19 protein-coding genes are annotated in these 21217 nt (G+C 60.4%); 7 read left to right on the forward strand and 12 right to left on the reverse strand.

What is annotated here, in order from left to right; translation table 11 throughout:
* Window positions 1-157 precede the first annotated feature (157 nt).
* Entirely contained in the window at window positions 158-391 is a 234-nt protein-coding gene (locus tag HMPREF3149_RS12930) for a hypothetical protein (RefSeq protein ID WP_236683989.1), read from the forward strand.
* A gap of 349 nt (window positions 392-740) precedes the next feature.
* On the forward strand, window positions 741-1595 hold the full coding sequence (gene erm, locus HMPREF3149_RS04575) for a 23S ribosomal RNA methyltransferase Erm (RefSeq protein WP_070536900.1): 855 nt from the start codon (window positions 741-743) through the stop codon (window positions 1593-1595).
* Between the two features lie 160 nt (window positions 1596-1755).
* Here erm and HMPREF3149_RS14050 read toward each other — a convergent pair whose 3' ends face one another.
* The 6 genes from HMPREF3149_RS14050 to HMPREF3149_RS04600 all read right to left on the reverse strand — a co-directional run bounded on the left by HMPREF3149_RS14050 (window position 1756) and on the right by HMPREF3149_RS04600 (window position 11821).
* Window positions 1756-2154 (reverse strand): type IIL restriction-modification enzyme MmeI, encoded by a 399-nt coding sequence (locus HMPREF3149_RS14050; protein ID WP_338078411.1) that lies wholly within the window; start codon window positions 2152-2154, stop codon window positions 1756-1758.
* 56 nt (window positions 2155-2210) lie between these two features.
* Window positions 2211-4721, reverse strand: a complete 2511-nt coding sequence (pepN, locus tag HMPREF3149_RS04580; RefSeq protein ID WP_070536901.1) for an aminopeptidase N — start codon at window positions 4719-4721, stop codon at window positions 2211-2213.
* 340 nt (window positions 4722-5061) lie between these two features.
* Window positions 5062-5595, reverse strand: coding sequence for a YceI family protein (locus HMPREF3149_RS04585; protein WP_070536902.1), 534 nt, complete (start codon window positions 5593-5595; stop codon window positions 5062-5064).
* Between the two features lie 207 nt (window positions 5596-5802).
* The gene (gene murJ, locus HMPREF3149_RS04590; RefSeq protein WP_070536903.1) at window positions 5803-9045 is read right to left on the reverse strand and encodes a murein biosynthesis integral membrane protein MurJ; all 3243 of its coding nucleotides are present in this window, start codon (window positions 9043-9045) and stop codon (window positions 5803-5805) included.
* An 8-nt stretch (window positions 9046-9053) separates the two neighbouring features.
* A complete protein-coding gene (locus HMPREF3149_RS04595; protein ID WP_070536904.1) occupies window positions 9054-11222 on the reverse strand; it encodes a hypothetical protein in 2169 nt (722 codons plus the stop codon).
* The gene (locus tag HMPREF3149_RS04600) at window positions 11219-11821 is read right to left on the reverse strand and encodes an NUDIX hydrolase (RefSeq protein WP_070536905.1); all 603 of its coding nucleotides are present in this window, start codon (window positions 11819-11821) and stop codon (window positions 11219-11221) included. The genes HMPREF3149_RS04595 and HMPREF3149_RS04600 overlap by 4 nt, the downstream gene beginning before the upstream one ends.
* Before the next feature lie 28 nt (window positions 11822-11849).
* Between HMPREF3149_RS04600 and HMPREF3149_RS04605 the strand changes: the two genes are divergently transcribed.
* The 4 genes from HMPREF3149_RS04605 to HMPREF3149_RS04620 are packed head-to-tail and all read left to right on the forward strand — an operon-like array spanning window position 11850 to window position 14954.
* Entirely contained in the window at window positions 11850-13283 is a 1434-nt protein-coding gene (locus HMPREF3149_RS04605) for a CCA tRNA nucleotidyltransferase (RefSeq protein ID WP_070536906.1), read from the forward strand.
* Window positions 13284-13285: 2 nt separating this feature from the next.
* Entirely contained in the window at window positions 13286-13885 is a 600-nt protein-coding gene (locus HMPREF3149_RS04610) for a YqgE/AlgH family protein (protein WP_070536907.1), read from the forward strand.
* Between the two features lie 35 nt (window positions 13886-13920).
* Window positions 13921-14637 carry an AzlC family ABC transporter permease gene (locus HMPREF3149_RS04615; protein WP_070536908.1) on the forward strand — a complete coding sequence of 239 codons (717 nt, stop codon included), beginning with the start codon at window positions 13921-13923 and terminating at the stop codon, window positions 14635-14637.
* Window positions 14622-14954: a branched-chain amino acid transporter permease gene (locus tag HMPREF3149_RS04620; RefSeq protein WP_070536909.1), complete on the forward strand. Its 333-nt coding sequence runs from the start codon at window positions 14622-14624 to the stop codon at window positions 14952-14954. Before HMPREF3149_RS04615 ends, HMPREF3149_RS04620 begins: the two co-directional genes overlap by 16 nt.
* Here the strand turns inward: HMPREF3149_RS04620 and HMPREF3149_RS04625 are convergent.
* The 4 genes from HMPREF3149_RS04625 to HMPREF3149_RS04645 all read right to left on the reverse strand — a co-directional run bounded on the left by HMPREF3149_RS04625 (window position 14951) and on the right by HMPREF3149_RS04645 (window position 17570).
* On the reverse strand, window positions 14951-15259 hold the full coding sequence (locus HMPREF3149_RS04625; RefSeq protein WP_042532917.1) for a hypothetical protein: 309 nt from the start codon (window positions 15257-15259) through the stop codon (window positions 14951-14953). The genes HMPREF3149_RS04620 and HMPREF3149_RS04625 overlap by 4 nt on opposite strands.
* A 6-nt stretch (window positions 15260-15265) precedes the next feature.
* Window positions 15266-16225 carry a bile acid:sodium symporter family protein gene (locus tag HMPREF3149_RS04630; protein ID WP_070536910.1) on the reverse strand — a complete coding sequence of 320 codons (960 nt, stop codon included), beginning with the start codon at window positions 16223-16225 and terminating at the stop codon, window positions 15266-15268.
* Window positions 16226-16280: 55 nt separating this feature from the next.
* Window positions 16281-16652 (reverse strand): Rieske (2Fe-2S) protein, encoded by a 372-nt coding sequence (locus HMPREF3149_RS04635; RefSeq protein WP_042532914.1) that lies wholly within the window; start codon window positions 16650-16652, stop codon window positions 16281-16283.
* Between the two features lie 456 nt (window positions 16653-17108).
* Window positions 17109-17570 (reverse strand): SdpI family protein, encoded by a 462-nt coding sequence (locus HMPREF3149_RS04645; protein WP_070536911.1) that lies wholly within the window; start codon window positions 17568-17570, stop codon window positions 17109-17111.
* A gap of 158 nt (window positions 17571-17728) precedes the next feature.
* On the opposite strand from HMPREF3149_RS04645, the gene HMPREF3149_RS04650 reads away from it, so the two are divergent.
* The gene (locus tag HMPREF3149_RS04650; protein WP_070536912.1) at window positions 17729-18964 is read left to right on the forward strand and encodes a dicarboxylate/amino acid:cation symporter; all 1236 of its coding nucleotides are present in this window, start codon (window positions 17729-17731) and stop codon (window positions 18962-18964) included.
* A 209-nt stretch (window positions 18965-19173) separates the two neighbouring features.
* Here HMPREF3149_RS04650 and trpA read toward each other — a convergent pair whose 3' ends face one another.
* Window positions 19174-20001 carry a tryptophan synthase subunit alpha gene (gene trpA, locus HMPREF3149_RS04655; RefSeq protein WP_070536913.1) on the reverse strand — a complete coding sequence of 276 codons (828 nt, stop codon included), beginning with the start codon at window positions 19999-20001 and terminating at the stop codon, window positions 19174-19176.
* Entirely contained in the window at window positions 20001-21215 is a 1215-nt protein-coding gene (trpB, locus tag HMPREF3149_RS04660) for a tryptophan synthase subunit beta (RefSeq protein ID WP_070536914.1), read from the reverse strand. Before trpB ends, trpA begins: the two co-directional genes overlap by 1 nt.
* Window positions 21216-21217 lie beyond the last annotated feature (2 nt).

Genomic DNA, 21217 nt, shown 5'->3' on the forward strand with positions numbered 1-21217 from the left:
CCGTGTCCAAAATGTCGCTAGACATCACAAGTTTAAGCTACAATGTGTAGCTAAGGGCCCTATTAATAGCGTTTGACAACACGCGCTCCCATTTACCTTTGTATCTCACGAGACGCTGACGTGGATGGCCGCACCATTGACCGGCAGCGTCAGGACTGTGAAGCCATTGCAAAGCAGCGTGACTTGCACGTTGGACATAGGACTTAACGACGTCGATCAGTCCATTTCCGCGTCAAAGAAGAATGTGGCTCGCCCCGACTACGACGCCATGGTGACATCCTTTGAACGCGGTGAAATCGAGGCGATCATCTGCTGGGACCTCGAACTACCCGCCCCACGTCGGTGGACAGTCCGATCAGTCGGACAAAATTACTCCCGTACCGCAGCGTAATCAGGGGTGCACCTTAAAAACATTCGGAGGTGAGGGTAACTCCCCCTCGTTGCCCAGATACAGAATGCGCCAGTGGCATCTGTACGACGAGCCGAAGGTAGGACGAATTCCAATCCAGAGATGTCTTGCACTGTTGCGGTGCGGTTGTCTTCCTTCTCACCGTATTGCACTCCGCGAAATTAATTGGATACCATAGGCTCATGTTGATTTCAGGTTCTGTTTTCATGCGGCCGCTCACCAATCGCTAAGGCGGTTTTCTCCCTCCCGCAGGTTAAAAACCGCTCCGGTCCTTTAGCCGGGCGGCCATTTGCCATGCCCGGCTCCGTTTCAACTCCACGGAGCACACCTGATGTCTACATACGGATACGGCCGTCACGAACATGGCCAAAATTTTCTCACAGACCACAAGATCATCAACTCAATAGTCGATCTTGTAAAACAAACCTCCGGCCCCATCATTGAGATCGGTCCAGGAAGCGGTGCCCTCACTCGCCCGATATCCCACTTGGGGAGAGCAATAACGGCAGTTGAGGTAGACGCAAAACTAGCTGCAAAACTCACAAAAAGGACCGCCTCGGCGGCGGTCGAAGTGGTCCAGGATGATTTCCTCAACTACCCGTTACCCGTCACTCCCTGCGTCATTGTGGGAAACATTCCCTTTCACCTCACCACTGCCATTCTTCGAAAGTTGTTGCATGCGCCGTCATGGACTGACGCTGTACTCCTCATGCAGTGGGAAGTCGCTCGCCGCCGGGCCGGGGTAGGCGCAAGCACAATGATGACGGCTCAGTGGTCCCCGTGGTTCACATTTCACCTTGGTTCCCGAGTACCAAGGTCTGCGTTCCGGCCACAGCCAAGCGTTGACGGGGGGATCTTAGTGATCCGCCGGGTGGGTGATCCGAAGATCCCGATAGAGCAACGCAAAGCCTTTCAGGCGATGGTGCACACCGTTTTCACCGCCCGGGGACGCGGGATAGGGGAAATTCTCCGAAGGGCAGGGTTGTTTTCATCACGTTCAGAGACGCAATCATGGTTGCGCTTGCGAGGAATTGACCCCGCAACCCTACCTCCTAGATTGCGCACCAGCGACTGGATCGATCTCTTCCAGGTGACTGGTTCCTTTCCACCGCACCATCGGCCTATTTCACAATCGGGAAGTAGTCAACGCCCTCCTCAACGGAAAAAACGAGGCCGGCGGCGTTAACCCCCGCCACCAAAACCGAAATCCACCAGTAGTAGTGGACGACCAGTGCTGGTCTACCGTGAGCCGGGTTATGACAGTGATGTGTTCTCGTCGGGCACAGTCATAGTTCCCGGCGTTGCCGGCGACAGGGTTCTATACCCGGCAGCGGGGCCGATCAAAATCACCCGCACGGGGAACGACCCTGCTGGTGGTTTTGATTTTGGTGAAAGCGAGGAGGCATAGCCCCTCGCCAACTCCCCGCAGCTGGCGAACAGTAGCTCCTGGCGCTGGCGCTCATTGGTGAGTTTTCGTGCCGCACCGAAGCATTATCTACTCCGCGGTCCAATTCGTCGTGAGCCTTGAGAAGAATTGGGTCCTTCGATAACGGGTTGTAGTGATCCTCGAGTGACCGCTCGGGGTGCCGCTCGCGTGCCCGCAGCACCAACTGTCCAGCGTCGATGATTCGCTGCTGTGCCTTCTCATCTAGTTCACACAGAGCTGGTCCGCAGTGGTAACTCCCGATGTATTCCGAAAAATGAACAAATGAATAGTGGGGATACATCAACCTTCCATTTTCCATTCTTCCGGCTCAGGGTATTGAGGAATCTGGGACCGGGTCCGTAACCCGTGCCGTGCTTATTGCGCGGCACGGACGCGGTGCGCGCGACGCAGCGCATCCTGGCATTCCAGCAGCACGCGGCGAAGTGCACGCGGACGTTCGCTGCTCAAGAAATCGCTGGTAGCGGCGTCGGCCATTGCGAGATCCGGGTAGAGCCCGCGGACGAGGCGGTTGGCAATCTCGATGGGGTGCTCCTCCCAGAGCTTCGTCAGAGAATCGAAGTACTCCTGGGCAAAGGCCTCGGTGAGGTGGGCCGAGCGCGGTGCGTTAAAGGCAGCGAGGAGGGAATCCACCTCGGCGTTGGAGTACTTACCCGGCGTGCGCACGAGGTCGAAAACCTCCCGCTTGACCTCCGCTGACGGGAAGGCGTGGGAGGCGCCCAGGTACGCGGCGGCACCGGTGAGCGTGTTATCGTGCTCCTTCTCCGCCTCCAGCTCTTCGGTGCTGACGGCATCGCGGGCGGCCAGCGCGCGCAGGCTGGCCCAGCGGATATCCGGGTCGAGGGCGAGGCCGTCCAGGGAGCCGTCGTACAGCGCACGCAGGCGCTGTGTGCCGGATTCCTCCGGGGTGGCGGCGAGCGCCTGGATGGCGGCGCGTGCGAAGGTGAGCTGCGCATCGGAACCTGCCGGTGCCTGCTGCAGCACCTCCCAGAGGCGCTCGGCATAGTCGGCGCGAATCTCTTCGCGAACACCCTTGCTCACGAAGTGGTCGATGGCATAGCGCGCATTGGCAAAGGCCGTGGTGAGAAGAGTCGGGTTGGACTCCGCCGGGGCGTGATTGAGCACGGTATCGAGGTAGGAACGCACTGGCCACTCGCCATCACGGGTGAGATTCCACAGGGAGGTCCAGATGACCGCGCGGGAGAGCTCATCCGGCACCTCCGACAGGCGGGTGCGGATGGTCTCCAGGGAGGTGTCGTCGAAGCGGACCTTGGCGTAGGTGTGGTCACCGTCGTTCAGCAGCAGCAACCCCGGCGCGGCCAGCCCCGACACCTCGTCGAGGATGGTGCGCTCACCCTCCAGATCGACGTCGAGGGTGGCGTACTTGGTGAGGGCGGCGTCGAAAAGCGTCAGGTTCAGGCGGTGTGGGCGCGTGGTGTCCTCAGCATCCACGGTGATGGCGAGCTCGTGGATCGTGTCACCATCCGTGTGCAGCTCCGGGGTCAGCGTGTCCGGACCCCAGGTGCGCAGCCACGCCGTGGACCAGGCGTTGAGGTCACGGTCGGTGTGCTTCTTCAAGGCCTTGAGCAGGTCCTCGAAGGTGGCCGCGCCAAAGGCGTGCTCCTGGAAGTAGTCGCGTGCGCCGGCGTAGAAGTTCTCCCGGCCGACGTAGTGCACCAGCTGCTTGAGCACCGCAGCACCTTTGGCGTAGGTGATGCCATCAAAGTTCTGGCGCGCAGCATCAACGTCCGGGATGTCCGCCTTGATGGGGTGCGTGGTGGGCAGCTGATCCTGCAGGTAGGCCCAGTTTTTGCGCTGCCCGGCAAAGTTGACCCACGCCTCGGTGTACTCGGTGGCGTGCACGGAGGAATCCGCGCCCATGAACTCCGCGAAGGATTCCTTGAGCCACAGGTCATCCCACCACTGCGGGGTGACCAGGTCACCGAACCACATGTGGGACATCTCGTGGAGGATGGTGTTCGTGCGCGCGGCATGCTGCGCGCGGGTAGCGGCGGAACGGTAGAGGTAGTGCTCCGTAAAGGTCACCAGGCCGGGGTTCTCCATCGCACCCAGGTTGTACTCCGGTACGAAGATGGAATCATACTTGCCCCACGGGTACGGGTAGCCAAAGTTCGCGTGGAAGAAGTCCATGCCCTGCGCGGTGACCTGCAGGATCTCATCATCCAGGTACTCCGCCATGGAGGCGCGGGCAAAGGCACGCAACTCCACCGTGAGGGAGTCATCGGGTGCGGTCCAAGTGCTGTGCTTCTCGACGTACGGCCCCGCCGCAAACGCCGTCAGATACGTCGACAGCAACGGGGTCGGCGCGAAGTGCGCTACTTCCCCGCTATCCGTCTTCTCGCGGCCAACCTCCGGCTGGTTGCTTAAGAGCTGCCAGCCTTCCGGGCCGGTGAGGTGTACCTCGTAGCTGGCCTTGAGGTCCGGCTGGTCAAAGCAGGGAAAGATGCGGCGCGCATCGGATGGCTCGAGGTGTGAGTAGAGGTACGTGGTGCCATCGGCCTGGTCGTGCATGCGGTGCAGGCCCTGGCCGGTGCGGGAGTAGTAAGAAGAGCCGGTAATCTCCACGGTGAGCTCCTCCCCCACTGGGAGATCCCGGAGGTACACGCGGCCGCCGTCGAAGGTGTTCTCCACCTCCTCACCGTTAACGCGCACCGAATGCACGGCTTTGCCCAGGTAGTCCACGAAGGTCTCGGGCTCGGTGGTCGTGAACGTAATACGCGCGGTGACCTCGTAAGAATCAACGTCGGTGGGCGCGTTCGTGACGTCAAGGTGCAGGTCATAGGTGCTCAAGCGCAGCGCGGCGCTGCGGGCGGTGGCTTCTGCGTGAGTGAGGTTGGCGGTAGTCATGCGCTACATCTTAAACGCCGCTGCGGTGCGCATCACAGGGTGGTCAGGAAAGAATCCACCGCGTGTTGGGCCCGCGCTGTGGCACAGCAGAGTTGTTTCAAACAACTCCGCAACAACTAATAAACAACTATTGGCTAATATGGCGCCTTCTGACGCAGAATCACTCTGAAACATGCAGGTAACAGCGTTGTACACGTTGTTTGGAAGTTGTTTCAGAGTTGTTTATTACTCGATTGTTGTGCCTCTCATTATTAAAAAGTTGTTGCCCGTAGTGCCGACATGGGCGCTACGGGCAACAACTAAGAACTACTTCCTGCGGCGAGGTTTCGTGCTTGATGGCTTACTGCTTGATGGCAGAGACCTCGAGCTCAATCTTGATATACTCGGAGACCAGCACGCCGCCGGTCTTCAGCGGAGCGTTGAAGTCGATGCCGAAGTCGGTGCGGTTAATGGAGGTCGTGGCCTCGAAGCCCAAGCGGGTGTTGCCGAAAGGATCCTCGGCTACGCCGGTTTCTTCTACCTTGAAGTCCACGGACTTGGTGGTGCCCTTGATAGTGAGGTCACCGGTGACCGTGCCTTCACCCTGCTCGTTAACGTCGAACTTGGTCGCGGTGAAGGTCATCTCTGGGAACTTCTCCACGTCGAAGAAGTCCTCGTTCCTTACGTGTTCATCGCGCTCAGCGTTGTTGGTGTCGATGGACGCAGTCTTCACAGTGGCGTTAGCGGCGGACTCGTTAATATTCTCCGCTACGGTAAGGGTGCCTTCAAACTCATTGAAGTTGCCGCGCACCTTGGTAACCATGGCGTGGCGGGCCACGAAGCCAATGGTGGTGTGTGCTGGGTCCAGGGCGTACGTTCCTGCAGTGATAGTCATGGGTTCCTCATTTCATTCTAATGTTGACGTGACAACAATAATTATACGACCCTTCTCACAGCCGTCAAGGGTTATTGTGCGTCAAAAGCCAAATCCCCAGACCTGCAACCCGCAACCTGCAGGTGGACGTCGTCAAGCGCGTGGTGCGTATGAACCAACGAACAGGGAGTTGCGGGCTCCAGGTCTGGGGATATGTGAGGAGCAGTGTTAGTTAGTCGGGATACCCACCAGGGTGGCCTCCTTCAGCGTGACGGAACCGGACTTGGGCACATCCGTGAAGAGGATGAGGGCGCCGTCGAAAGCCATCGGCTTCTTCTTGAGATCGATGTCCTGGCGGGCGCTCGTGAGGGTGCCATGCGCGAGCTCGGTGAGCGTGGAGGACTCCGGATCCGTGGGGTCGAACTTCTCCCTAGTCACGCCGTAGACCACATACTTCGCGCCGATGGAATCCTTCTGATTCAGTGGCAGAACATGCAGCTGCGTGGGCTTGTCAATGCTGAGGAGAAGACCGCTGTCCTTCGTCGTGGTGGTCCATTCGCCGGTGACCTCCTTGCCCTCCGGGACGGAGGTTGACTGCACGTCCTTCAGCAGCACCGCGGGCACGTTGGGGAAGGTTGTCTCCGCAGAAGATTCCGTCTTGGTCACGACGGGCGAGGTCTCTTCATCGCCAACCTGAGAGAGAATCCACACGCTGAGCGCCGCCATGGCTACGACGAAGACGGTGGCCAGTACGCCGAGCACGATGATGCCGGAGCCGGAGTAGCCGCGGCCGCCGAAGCCTGGTGCGGGGCTTGGATCCTCCTTGCGCGGGGTCTCCTCCACAGGGACCTGCAGGGTCTCCTCGCCGTCTTCGCCATCGCCGCCGTAGGCCGCTAGGCGGTGTGCGATGTCTTCCAAGTCGGAGTCCTCCCCTACCTCCGCATCAGCGGCGATCTCCTGGAGGACCTCCGGGGTCGGGCTCGTGGATTCCACCAGCAGGGAGATGGCAGAGGAGAGCGCGGAGCGGTCGGTCTCCTCGTCGTTGCTCTGCAGAACCGCCGGGAAGGCCAGCGTGGCGATACCCTCGGTGGAGATGCGGATGCGGTTGCGGTTCTCCATACCGAGCACGAGGCCCGCCGCATGAGCGGCGGCCGTAGTGCGTACTAGCGGAACCAAGGCGTGAGCGACGGCGCGGGGATCGAGGTCCTTATCCTCCGAGACCGTCTTGAGCGAGGTTCCCTCTACCCAATCCGCCACGACAAGGCAGCCCTGGCGGTAGGACAGGATGTCGATGTTCTCCGCCACGGCATCCAGTTCCATCTCCGCTAGGCGGCGCGTGGCGCGAGACACCTCTGCCGAGCGACGAGCCGCTACGGCGGGGGGGGCCGGGGCCATGGGGGCTTCGCCCGTCGTGTCGACAAAAGTCAGCGAGACCTCGCGGCCGGTGGCCTGTTCGCGGGCCTTCCAGAAGCGTGTGCCCGGGGCTGAGCCGTAGTCCTTGAGGAGGCGGAAGCGGCCATCGGACACCGGGGCGCCTGGGACCAGGCGCGGACCGCGGACGATACCGGCGGACATCGGTGGCGGTACCGGCGAGGAATTGAAGGCATCCACGCTGAAGATCGGTTGGAACTCCAGCTGATCGGGGGCCTCGACCTCGATGGCCTCGGCATTCTCGATCTTGATGAGGCGAGACATGCCCGGGATACGCTGCAACTGGCGGCCCAGGTTGATGACTTCCGGCAGCCCAGAGCGCGAAAGCACAAGGCCGGTCACGAGGACGAAGACGATGCCGACGACAGCCAGACGAACCAAGTTCACCACGGCGGGCAGCGAGGCCGGCAGCACGAGGTTGAGGGCCCAGTTGAGGGCGTAGACCACGACGAGGCCGACGAGTGAGGACAACACCGACCAGATGGTCGTGGCAATGACAGCGCGGCCACCCAGGCTGCCGAGCTTGCGCTTGAGCAGGAAGCCACCAATGACGGCACCGGCAACGAAGCCGAAACCGTTCGCGGTACCCAGCAGGATGACAACGCGCTCTGGGGAGTCCGCTACGTGCGGGGCGAGCAACGAGAGCACAACCTTGGTCAAGGTGATGCCGGCGATGATGAACGTTGGCGTCCAGGCCTCCTCACGCGCATAGAACACGCGCAGGTGCAGCAGCACGAGAGCGTAAGGAATCAGCGTGAAGGCGGAGAAGCTCACGGTGAGGCCGAGGAGTTCGGCAGCCTCGGCATCAAAGGCGCCGTACTGGAACAGGCCACGGGCAATCGGAATACCGAAGCCGGTCATGAAGATGACAATGGGGATCAGCGCGATGAAGGTCAGCTTGGTGCCCAACGTGAGGTCACGGACCACGGCCTTAACATCGCCGTCGGCAGCGTTGCGCGATAGTCGCGGCATAATCGCCGTGAGGAGCGTGACTCCGATGACGCCATAGGGCACCTGCAGCAGCAGCCAGGCCTGTTGGTAGGTAAAGGGCGCGCCATCATCGGCGTGCGCCGCCACGCGGGAGGTAATCACATAACCCAGCTGGGAGATGGCCACGTAGGCCACGATGGCCATGGCCATGCCACCGAACTGCTTAAGCCTGTCATCCAGGCCCCACAGTGGTGTGAGGTTGATGCCCGCTTTCTTGAGATAAGGGAAGAGAATGAGGCACTGCACCACCACACCGGCCGTCGTACCCAGTGCCAAGAGCAGCACATGCCCATCCGTGATCGGCGAGGGCGCATCGGGATGCAAGCTGCCCGGAACGAGCTGATAAGCCACGAGCACCGAGATGGAAATGATGTTGTTGACCACCGGCGCCCACGCGCCCGGACCAAAGATATTCTTCGTGTTAAGCACCGCTTGGAAGAGCGCGAATAGCCCGTAGAAGAAGATCTGTGGCAGCAGCAGATAAGCAAACGATGTGGCCTGGATGGCGTTGACCTTGCCATCCTCGGGCAACATCATGCGGGTTAGCTGCGGGGCGAAAATGCACGACAGAACCGTAATTGTGGCCAGCAACGAGAAGGCCAGCGTGAATAATCGCCGGACAAAGGCTTCGCCGCGGTCGGAGTCTTCCTTCTCCGCGCGGACAAGAACGGGAACAACCAGCGAGGTCAGCACCGCGCCCAGCACGATCTCCGTGATGAGGTTGGGGAGCTGATTCGCCGTGGTGAAGGCAGAAGAAATCGCTGGGCCCAAGGAGGAGCCGATGAGCACGTTGCGGATGAAGCCCGTGATACGGGAAATCAACGTTGCAACAGCCATCGAGCCCGTGGCGCGCACGACGGCACCGTCGGAGTTTGTATCACCGGAGGACTCGCCCGAGGTTGCCTGGGATTCTCCCTTCAGACCCGAACGGTCTTCGTGTTCGTCATCGACGGCAATGACGCCGCTCGGCGCGCGCTTTTCCGGGACCGGTGCCGGTGGGGAGGGCGTGACAATGCGTCGACGGGCACCAGACAAAGGTTCATGTGTCATAGAGAAAACTATCCGTGAGTGTTCTTTTTCTTCCGCTTACCCAGCCGGAACAGTGCGGCTAGGACGAGGACGAGCGCGGCAACGATACCGGCTCCATACACGCTAACGATACCGGCCCGCGTCTGAACGGTGATATCAATTGGGTCTGAGATCAGGTGCTCAGACGGGGTAGCCAGCCACAGCCGCAACGAGGTGCGGTCGGCGTCGCTCGGCAGGTCAGCGGTCATGGACACGGTAATAGATCCCTTGGCCGGGATGTGAACCGAGTCCTGCGTGTTGAGGGTGGCGCCGTCGGGGGCGTCATAGGCCAGGTGGGCGTCGACAGGCAGCGGCAGCCCATTCTCCGCCACGATGAGCAGCGGCGAGGATTCCGAAACGCGCGTGTACACATTGCCCGGTGGGATGAGTGAGACCGAGGCTCGCAGATCACGCAGTACATCCGCGTTCTCTTCCAAACGCTTGCGGCTATCTTCCACCGCTGGGCGGAAGCCGCGCAGGCTTGTGCGGCGCGTATCGCTGAGCACGGCGAGTAGATCGCGGCGCAGCGGCAGCGTGAATTCATAGCGCGTCATGGCAATGGCTGGGTCATTGACCATGATGGACATGAGCTCATCGGTATACCGCGCCTGTTGGGCTACCTGGGTAATCTCCGCGTCGTGGAAAGCGGCGGGGTTAACATAGGGGCTTCCGGGCTCGCCCTCACTCGATTCGACGGGCAGCGTCGTCACCGGCCGCGGGGAAAGATGCTGCGAGTTCAGTAGGCGCTGGGCGGTGTCCATGACCGCGCGGGCGGCGGCGGGATCGTGGTAATTCGGCAGCTTGGCCACGAGGCCTTCCGGCTCCTCGTCACCGCCGTGCAGCAACTCCTGTGAGGCAATGCTTAGCGACGCCCCCGCTGACAACGCCCGCGCCTGTTCCGAGTCTTCCGCGAAGTCATAGCGCATCTCTGGGTTGGAATAACCCGTGGTCTGCGGAAGAGACCCGGTTTGGGCTAGGAGTGCGCCGAGCGAGGCATCGAACGTCACCGCTTTGCCGGCCCACGCGGAATTATCTGCGACAAGCATGGGCACCGAGAATTCATGTTCGCTGATGCCCGTGGCCGGCGCGGTCAGCGAGGTATTCAGAGGATTCCCGAGTACCCGCTCAACTGTCTCCGCTCCTTGTTCCACTGCCTCGTGCGTGAGCCGCTCATTGCCTACGTGGGCCACGGCGTCTGTGTCGGTGTTCGCCCACGGCATGAGCATGCGGCAGTCGAGGCCCTTGAGCTTGTCCAGCCAGGCAGCAGCATCCTGGGAATGCTGACCCGGCTCACCACGGTCATTATCCGAGCTGGAGAACCAGGAATCACGCAAGCGTTTCGGGCGCTGCGCAATGGGAGGCCGTGAGTCGTTGACCGTGTAGCCGGAGGCGATGCGGGAGGCGGCGTCGACAAGCGCCGGATCCAGAGCCACGCACCCGGACCCGTGCAGGTCATGGTCCACGTAGATATCGAGCAGCTGATCCAAACGCCCGCCCGGCGCCATCTGCTCCGGCAGTTGCTCGCTCTGCAGGATGAGATCCTGACCACCGGTATCACCCGGCACCACATCGACCTCCGCGGTGAGCGGATAGATAATGGAGAACGCGCGCGGATTCTCCGGAGCATCCTGTGTACCTTGAAAATCCAGGATCGTGCGTTCCTCCGCAAAGCTTGCGGTCTGGCCATCGCGGGTGCCGGTCAGGGTAAAGAGCACCGGGTAGGCACCGGGCTCCGTAATGGCCAGCGTGGATTCCTCTCCCAGTGCTGTGGGAACCGCGACGGTCACTTCTCGGCTCTCCCCCGGCTTCAAAGCCCCGCTGGACTCAGAGGGCCCATAATAAGGAAAAGAACCCACAGCCAGCTCTTGGCGGGCCTGTGTGGTGGATCGCACTGCGTCGCTGCGGCGGGTAGTTATCTGCAGGTTGTCCACCGCGCTGTCGGTGGGGTTATGGATCTTTAAGGTCATCTCGACGGTGTCCCCTACCCGTGCTTCGCTGGCACTGAGCAGGCTGAGCTCCAACTCGTCCGGCCCCCGTGAACCTAACCAATACTGCGCATTCGCCAGGCTGTCTTCTTGAGCCTCTGCCTGTGCCGCCGGGGTAACGCACCCGAGCGCTAGCGCCGCAGCCAGCGCTACGCGCCACCCGTGCCGGCTCACCGGGGAGTCGCCTTTCCTGCGGCGGCTTCCTTTCGCGCGAGATCCGGCAACAGATCATGGGCAATGCGCGCGAGCTTGCGCTCATCCGCATAGGCCAAGTGCTCAATGAGCTCGGAGACGGGGATCCAGGAGACCTCGGTGACCTCCGGATCCTCATCATTCATGATGCCGTCCTCAAAGCGCAGCAGGTGGTGGTGCACGGTCTTGTGGATGCGCACGCCATCGGAGACGAACCAATAATCAATCATGCCGAGGTCCGCGAAGACCTTGCCATAGATACCGGTCTCCTCCCACACCTCGCGCTCGGCGGTGAGCTCCTTCGGCTCGCCGTTCTCCACGTGGCCTTTCGGCATGGACCACAGCAGACGGCCGCGGCGATCCAGCCTGCCGATGAGCGCCACGTAGATCTGGGAGAGGTCTACGTTTCCGTCAGTGTCGACGGCTTCCGCCAATCCGGACACGACGAGACCGCCCGCGGACGTCTCATCCCGCGTGGTCATGCGGTTGGTGGACGTGCGCTGCGCGCGTCCCGTGCGGCGGTTCCGGTTGCCCGCGCCCCGCCGGCGGCGGCGCTTGGACCCTGGCGTGTTCTTAGTCATCCCTGCTAATCGTAGTAGACTTCGATCCGTGAATTTTCAGGACACTCAGCTAATCGGCGTTCTCGCCCGCGCGGACGCCTCCCTCAGCCAGCTCAGTGGCCTCCTCCAGGGGCTGGTGGACCGCTTCGCGCTTCACGACGCCCCCCTCTACCTCGTCGGCGGCTCCGTCCGCGACGCCCTGCTGGGCCGTCTGGGCAATGACCTCGACTTCACCACGCCAGCCCGCCCCGACGTGGTCTACGCCATCCTCGAGGACTGGGCCGAGACCGTGTGGGACACCGGTATTGACTACGGCACGGTGTCCGCTGCGTATAAGGGCCAGCAGATCGAGATCACCACGTTCCGCTCCGACAGTTACGACGGTGATTCCCGCAACCCGGAGGTCATCTACGGAGACACCCTCGAAGGCGATCTCGTGCGCCGCGATTTCACTGTCAACGCCATGGCTATTGAGCTGCGCCCCGATGGTACGCGAGAGTTCCACGACCCGATGGGTGGCCTGCAGCACCTGGCGGACCGCATCCTCGACACTCCCGATGCGCCCGAGATCTCCTTCCACGACGATCCCCTCAGGATGCTCCGCGCGGCACGGTTTGCGGCGCAGGTGGAGTTTGACGTCGCTAAGCGCGTGCGCACCGCCATGACCGACATGGCTGGGGAAATCCAGCGCATCACCGTCGAACGTGTCCAAGTCGAGCTCAACAAACTGATCTGCGGCACTGCGCCGTGGAAGGGCATTGACCTGCTCGTCGAGACCGGCATTGCGGACTACATTTTCCCGGAGATCCCGGCCCTGCGCATGGCGCCCGACGAGCACGCGCAGCACAAGGATGTGTACGCGCATTCCCTCACCGTGCTGCGCCAAGCCATGGAGCAGGAGGAAGACGGCCCTGACCTGATTCTCCGCTGGGCCGCGCTGTTGCATGACATTGGCAAGCCGGATACGCGCGATACCACCGATGGCAAGGTGAGCTTCCACCACCATGAGGTCGTCGGCGCCAAGCTCACCCGCAAGCGCTTGCGCAAGCTCAAGTTCCCCAAGGCCACCACTGAGGACATCGGTCAGCTGGTCTACCTGCACATGCGCTTCCACGGCTTCGGTGATGGCCAGTGGACCGACTCGGCCGTACGCCGCTACGTCACCGACGCCGGCGATCTTCTCCCCCGCCTGCACAAGCTTGTGCGTGCGGACTGCACTACCCGCAATGAGCGTAAGGCCCGCCGCCTTCAGCGCACATATGACCAGCTAGAGGAGCGCATCGCGGACATTGCCGCGAAGGAAGATCTCGCGCGCGTGCGCCCGGACCTCGACGGCAACGAGATCATGGAGATCCTTGATCTCAAACCCGGCCCCGAGGTGGGCCAGGCATGGTCTTATCTCAAGGAGCTGCGCCTTGAGGAGGGCCCGTTGGAGCGCGACGTTGCTATTGCGAAGCTGCGCGAGTGGTGGAATTCTAGATAGGGATGTACGCAGATAGACTTTTCAACGCTCTCGAGCGCAATGAACCGGCCCCTGGCCAGCTGCTTGTTGCTGCTCCCGACATCCTCGTCCCGCACTACAACCGCTCCGTTATCCTGATCACTGAGCAGCTGGGCGGGCGTACGTATGGTGTCGACCTGACCAAGCGTTCTGAGATGGCCGTGTTTAACGTCATGCCGGAGTGGCTGCCTGCGGTGGCTAAACCGCAGGCCCTCTACATTGGTGGTCCGCACAATCAGCAGGCGGCCCTCGGCGTTGCCATGACGCGCCAAGGCGTGGATATTGAGAAGTATCCGGCGCTGAGCCGCCTCGCCCCGCGCTTGGCCATGGTGGATCTGCGCGAGGGCCCTGAGGAGGTCACCGAACTTGTCGATGGCATCCGTCTCTTCGTCGGTCTTTTCGAGTGGGAACCGGGCGAGCTTGAGGCGGAAATCGACCGCGGCGACTGGTACGTCGCGCCCGCTCTCCCCCAAGACGTGGTTTCTTCCGGCTCCACGGATACGTGGTCGGATGTGATGAAGCGCCAAGCCATGCCCCTGCCGCTTTTCTCCACCTTCCCGCGCTACATCGACGAAGATAATTAGTGTCCTTGCGCGCGCCGTGAACTAACATTTGTCCCATGCGTTCGGAGATTGTCACGGCGGTGAAAACCTGCATGGCTATTGCCGTGGGTGTCGTCCCGCTTGGCCTTGCTTTCGGTGTGCTGATGGTGCAGACCGGCTTCGACTGGTGGTGGACTCCGGTGTTCTCCGTCATCATCTACGCCGGCTCTATGGAGTTTCTTGCGATTTCTATGGTGACCAGCAGTGTCACCCCGGCGGTTGCGGCATTGACTGGCTTCATGGTGAATTTCCGCCATATCTTCTACGGCCTCACCTTTCCTCGGGATGAGATTCGCAATCCCCTCGGCCGCGCCTATTCCACCTACGCGCTGACCGACGAATCCTATGCCGTCATCTCCGCTCTCCCCCGCAACTCGCGCCCCAGTGGCACGTTCGTGTTCACGGTGCAGCTTTTCTGCCAGCTTCTCTGGGTGGGCGCCGGCATCATTGGTGCGCTCGCGGGCCAGGCTATCCCTCCCTCAGTGAAAGGTCTGGACTTTGCGCTGGTGGCTCTGTTCGTTGTCCTGGCCATTGACTCTTTACAGAACAACAAGGATTATTCTCTGCCGCTCACCGCGGCGGCCCTGGGTATCCTTGCCGGCTTTCTCTTCCCCGGCCAGCTGCTTATGGTGGCACTCACTGCTTATTTCCTCCTGCTCGTCGTGCGCTACCTCTCACCGCGTATCGATAGCGCACTGGTTCTGCGGAAGGATGTGCCATGCCAGCCGGAGTAACTCTTAGCACTATCCTGGCGGTGCTTATCCCGGTGGGGATCGTGACAGTGCTGCTGCGCTGGCTTCCCTTCGCCTTCGTTAAGGCCCTTAAAGGCAGCAACTTTATTACGATGCTTGGTTTCACCATGCCGGTGGGCGTGATGACGGTGTTGGTGGTTTATACCTTGTTCGGAGCCACTCGTGACACGGGACACCTCATTGCCCCCCTTGCCGCCGCAGCGTTTACCGCTGCCCTGCATCTGTGGCGTCGCAACTCCGGTCTTTCGATCTTTGGCGGCACCGCGTTCTACATGCTCTTAGTGAATTGGGTCTTCTAGAGGTCACCGTAGAGCGCGGTGGCCTCGGTCCACAGGGAGTGGAACTCCATAGCGCCGATAAATTCGGCGTCGATATCTGGGAAGTCGTCGTAAGTATTGGGATGGGGCACAACCTGCTGAGGGATATCCGCATTGCCCACCGAGGCCTGCGGGGTGGCTGCACCGACGATAGATTCATTCGGCGCGAGCGCAATCATGCGCTGCATGGAGCAGGCGGTCTCACTAATTTCCTGCATCTCCGCGATATGGACGGCGGTGCCTACTTCCGGGATAGACATGGTGGTGCGGACGTAGAGAGTTTTCATGATGCCTCACTCTACCCGTGCGTAGCGCGAAGCCACAGACGCGCAAATCATGAGCTGAACCTGGTGGTAAATCATGAGTGGCAGGATAAGCAGTCCGAGCGACGTGCTACCGGATGCGAAGATGACCGATGCCATCGGTAGGCCCGTTGCTAGGGACTTCTTCGAGCCGCAGAACTGGATGGCGATGGAGTCTTCGCGGCTAAACCCGAGCTTCGCGCTGACGATTTTGGTGAGCCACAGCATGAAGAAGACTAGTGCTGTAGAGAAGAGTATCTGGAACAGGATCTGCCAGATGCTTATCGACGCCCATATTCCGTCCACCATGCCTTTCGAAAAGGCCGCATACACGACCATTGCGATGGATCCACGGTCCACTATTTTGGTGGCCTTGCTTGCGGCGATCTTGCCCGTCCATCGCCGTGTGAGCTGGCCGAGCACGAATGGCAGGAGCAAGAGGACTGAAATCTCAACGAAGACCGAACTATCGATGTGTATTCCGTCGCCCGCTCCCATGAGTGCCATAACGAGGAGTGGGGTGAGGATGACACCCGCCAAGTTGGACGCTGATGCCGAAACGATGGCGCCGGCGACGTTTCCCCTCGCGACGGACGTGAAGGCCACTGAGGACTGCACCGTCGACGGCACGAGCGTCAGGTAGAGGATGCCTAGGTAGAGATCCATGGGGATGAATGCCGTGAGCGGTCTGAGTGCAAGGCCGACCACGGGATAGACCACAAAGGTGAACGCCAGGATCGTCAGGTGAAGCTTCCAGTGCTTGATGCCGTTGATGGCTTCGCGCGGCGATAGGCGCGCACCGTACAGGAAGAAGAGAAGCGCGATACCAATATTGGTGAGGGCGTCGAAGGTGTCTGCAAAGCCTCCCCGCGCGGGAAACACGACGGCGATCGCGACCGCGCAGAGGATCAGGATGATGAGGGGATCAAGGTTTTTGAGGCGCTCAAGCATACAACAGAGTGTAGACGCCCCTCAGATGTTTCACGTGAAACGCTCTCCGGCGAGATTAGGCGGGGACGTTCTTGACGGTTCCGCCATCGTTCTCAACGCCGTACTCGGTGAGCGGTTTGGGGCTGGGGCCGCCGGTGACCTCGCCCGTGGCAAGGTCGAAGCTAGAGTAATGGGTTGTGCACGTGGCGGTCATGCCTTCAATCTTGGTGATGAGCGAATGCTGGTGTGGGCAGGTTTGCGAGTAGGCCTTGAACTCGCCCTCGGTTGGCTGGGCAAAGATGACCTTATCCACGATGACAGCTGATCCCACCGGGATCTCAGTGGCGGCAATTTCAGCGGAGGGCTCCTTGCCGCACGCGGCGAGGTAAGCGCCAGCGAAGGTGGTGGCGGAGCCGAGTAGGAACATACGACGAGAACACGTAGTCATGGGCCCTACTTTATCCGATTTCGCCTTCCCATATGGGGAGCTCTTCCATTGGGCTACCGCTAAAGTCATAAGACCCATATGAGGTACCCACGTCGCTATAGATTGTTCCCGCCTCTGCTATCGTACTGTTCCCCCGCGAGTCGATGGACCGGGCATACGTGGCGCCGGCTCCCAGAACGGTTAGGCTCAGCGCTGCGGCGGCGACGAGTTGGAGTGCTGTGTTTCGCTTGATGTTAGTCATAGAAACCATAGTCCTCCGGGTGGCCCATCATTGTCACGCGCCAGCCCGTCTTCTAAGCCTCTTCCTGTTGACTTGGCAGCAAACGATAAGAAACAAAAAGTGGCGATATCAATGGAGGGTCTAACCAACCATTGGATCGCCTGGACTAAGAATTCGTTGTGACGATAAGAGTAAGAAGCGAACTATCCGCTTATAGCGTCACAGTGTCGTATTTATCAATGGGACTGATCGGCGCGCTCGGCGGCAGCGCGGACCGCGGAGACGTCGACAGTCGGTGCCTCTTCTTCCCCGCATCCTCCATCGCCGCAGTTACAGGAATCCCCGCATCCCTCGTCGTCCTTGTGTGCCTGGTCCCACAAGTAGGCAGCGCGAGCGCCCATGTTGGAACCGATGGACAGCGCGAGAACGGCGATGACAAAAGTGGCTACCGGAATGAGCCACATCCAGCCTTCGGCGCGAAGCGCGACGATACCGCCAAAAACCAGTGCCACCCCACCCAATGTCCAAAAAGGCCCAGCGACGGCATGCGCATTGTCCCATGCTTCCTTGGTTTTCCGGATTTCTGCGAGGCGCAGTCCGACGACACCATTACCAGGCAGCTTGCGCATTGTGGCCAGTCCACCCACGATCAGGAGAATGGCAGCGATGATGAAAAACAGGATTCCGACTACGAGCATGCTCACTAGTCTATCCCTCCCATCCGAAGACGAGAAAGCCGGTTCAAATTATTAGTTCGGTGCTGTAATATACATTTCGTGTCGCTTGGCAGATATTAAAGCTTTTATTCCCTGGCGATGGACAACCACATGGTTCCAACCATAGAAAAGACTCAATCATGAAACTCAAGAGCGTTATCAACTCTCTGTTGTTCAAGATTATCGTGGCGATTATCTTGGGCATTATCGTAAGCCGGTTTGCGCCCGAATGGTTCGGTAGAACCTTTGCAACTTTCAACGGGCTGTTCTCTAACTTCCTCGGCTTCTTCATCCCAGTTCTTATCTTTGCCCTCGTCGCCCCAGCTATCGCTGGACTGGGCCGTGGTGCTGGAAAGTGGCTCGGCATCACTGCGGGCATTGCTTACGGTTCCACCATCATTTCTGGCCTTATTGCGTATGCTCTGACCCAGCTTCTCTACCCGGTCATGCTCAAGGGGCAAACTCTCAATACCGATGTATCCGACATTGATGAAGGTGCCCTTGAACCCTACTTCGAGGTTCTCATGCCGGCACCATTTGAGGTCATGACGGCGCTACTCCTCTCCTTCTGTGTTGGCGTTGCTATGACGACCGTAAAGTCTGACAACCTCTACACCCTGTCCAAAGAGTTCGAGGCCATCGTCATCAAGGTCATCTGGGGTTTTGTCATCCCGCTGCTGCCTATCTACATTTTCGGTATCTTCCTCACTCTGGGTATGAATGGCAACATTGGCGCGGTAATGGTCGCCTTCGCGAAGGTGCTTCTGCTTTCCGTCGTCATGACGCTCGTGTACCTGGTCTTCCAGTACGTGGTGGCCGGCGCGATAGCTGGTAAGAACCCCTTCACTGCGTTAAAAAACATGGCTCCGGCGTATTTCACGGCGCTGGGTACCTCTTCTTCCGCGGCTACTATTCCTGTGTCTCTTGACTCCGCGCTTAAGAACGGTATTTCCAAGCCGGTTGCTGGTTTTGTCATCCCGTTGTGTGCGACTATCCACCTCTCCGGTTCGATGATGAAGCTGACGCTCTACGCCTTCGCGATTGTGTTCATGACTCCGGGTATGGAGGGCAACCTTGGCAAGGCACTGAGTTTCATCCTGCTCTTGGGCATCATGATGATTGCTGCCCCTGGTGTACCGGGTGGAGCGGTTATGGTGGCCGTTGGTCTCCTGCAATCCAATATGGGCTTTGATGATTCGATGGTCGCTCTGATGATTGCGGCTTACATCGCTATCGATTCTGTGGGTACCGCTGCGAACGTCACCGGCGATGGTGCAATCGCGATGATTGTTGACCGCTTTGCCCGCGATAAAATTCAAGGCATTGAGGCCGAAGCCGATAAAGCGGCTGTGAACGAGGAGCTCACCAACTCCTAGTTTCACGTGAAACTTTCTTCCGCCCTTCCCTTCTGAACTGCTCCCCACTAGTAAGCAACTGAATTCTCAGTCCAACTAGTGGGGAGCAGTTTGTGCTGATGAGGGTTGGGCGATAGCTCAGGCGTCTGGTTCGCTTGCCCCGGCAACGAGGTTGTGGGGCGCAGACGGTGGCCGTGGTGGTTCAACTGGGGTGGTTTAGCTGGGGTGGATTAGCTGGGGCGCTTCGTCGCGGCCTTCATGTCAGCAACGAAGGAGGTGACGGCATCAGCAAGCTCCGGGGTGGGCTTGTTGTTCTCGTCGAGGTGGGCGTCGACAATTTTGGTGAGTGCCGAGCCGGTGATGGCGCCGGCGGCACCGGCGGCGATGGCATCCGCTACGTGCTGAGGGGTCGAAATACCGAAACCGAGGAGGATCGGTGCACCGCCGAAACGCTTGACGTTGCTCACAACGTCGTCGAGCCCACGCGTTTCTGATTCCTTCTCGGTGCCGGTGACGCCATCACGTGAGATGGCGTAAATGTAGCCCTTGGAGAACTTGGCCACCCCGGCGAGGGTCTGCTCCGAGGCTTGGGCCGGAGCGATGAAGATGGGATCGATACCGGCCTTCTCAGCGGCGGCGACGAATGGGGCACCTTCGCGGACGGGGACGTCCGGAAGCAGGATGCTATCGGCGCCGGCGTCTTGGAACTCAGAGTAGAAGGTTTCGAGTCCACGCGTGAAAGGGACGTTGCCGTAGATCAGCATGCCGATGGGAAGCTCCGGGAACTCGGAACGAATCTGGCGGATCTGGGCAATAGCAGAATCGACGGTGGCGCCGCCGGCAAGGGCGCGGATGTGAGAGGCCTGAATGGTGGGGCCGTCAGCGACGGGATCGGAAAACGGCACACCCAGTTCGAGGGCATCAGCACCGCCGGCGACCGCGGCGCGGACAATAGTCAGTGCCGTGTCTGGGTCAGGATCGCTGAGCATGATGAAAGGAACGAAGGCACCTTCGTTACGGGCGGCGAGTGCTGAAAAGAGTGTCTCGTAACGGCTCATTAGTTCTCCTCCGGGAGCTTGAATTCGGGGTGTTCCTCGAGGGTGCGGCGGACGTGGTCGATGTCCTTGTCGCCGCGACCAGAAAGGGAGACGAGGATAGTGATGTCTTCTTCCTTGCGCTTGAGCGCGTAGGCCAAGGCGTGGGAAGACTCGAGGGCGGGGATGATGCCCTCGCGGCGGCTGAGTAGCTGGAAGGCCTCGAGTGCTTCGGCGTCGGTAATGCCGACATATGTGGCACGGCCTGTCTGGGAGAGGTATGCGTGCTGTGGTCCGACGCCCGGGTAGTCCAAGCCGGCGGAAATGGAATAGGATTCCTCGACCTGTCCATCGGCATTGCGCATGAGAAAGGAGCGCGCGCCGTGGAGGATGCCGATGGTTCCGTTGTTGATTGTGGCGCCGTGGTGTCCGGAGTTGAGGCCCTCTCCCCCCGGCTCGGCACCGATGAGTTCGACGGACTCGTCATCGATGAAGTCGGCGAACATTCCGATAGCGTTGGAGCCACCGCCGACGCAGGCGACGACGACGTCGGGAAGCCCGCCCGTGCGCTCAATCATTTGTGCCTTGGCTTCTTCAGAAATCACCTTGTGGAACTCACGCACAATTGTGGGGAACGGGTGCGGACCGGCAGCAGTGCCGAGCAAGTAGTGCGACTCGTGGAAGGTGGCGGTCCAATCGCGGAGGGCTTCGTTGACGGCGTCCTTGAGTGTGCCTGATCCGGAATCAACGGGTATGACCTTCGCGCCCATAAGCTCCATGCGGTAGACGTTGGGCTGCTGTCGGGCGACGTCCTTAGCGCCCATGTAGACCACGCACTCAAGATCGAGGAGTGCACACGCGAGGGCGGTTGCGGTTCCGTGCTGGCCGGCTCCGGTCTCGGCGATAATGCGGGTCTTGCCCATGCGCTTAGCCAGGAGGGCTTGCCCGATTACCTGGTTGGTTTTGTGAGCGCCGCCGTGGACGAGGTCCTCGCGCTTGAGGAAGATGCGTGCCTTGCCGCCGAGCTTGGTGGCCTCAGTGAGCGGAGTTGGGCGGCCAAGGTAGTCGCGGAGGTATCCCGCGAGTTCCGCGCGGAAGGAAGGGTCGTTCTGAGCATCGACGAAAGCTTGCTCAAGTTGGTCGAGGGCCGGGATGAGCGATTCGGGGACGAATTGTCCGCCGAACTCGCCAAAGTAGGCCGGAAGGAGCGTTTCCCGGGTTTCGGATGGAGTGGTCATGG

The sequence above is a fragment of the Corynebacterium sp. HMSC05E07 genome (assembly GCF_001807225.1).
In the GTDB taxonomy this organism is placed as follows: domain Bacteria; phylum Actinomycetota; class Actinomycetes; order Mycobacteriales; family Mycobacteriaceae; genus Corynebacterium; species Corynebacterium singulare.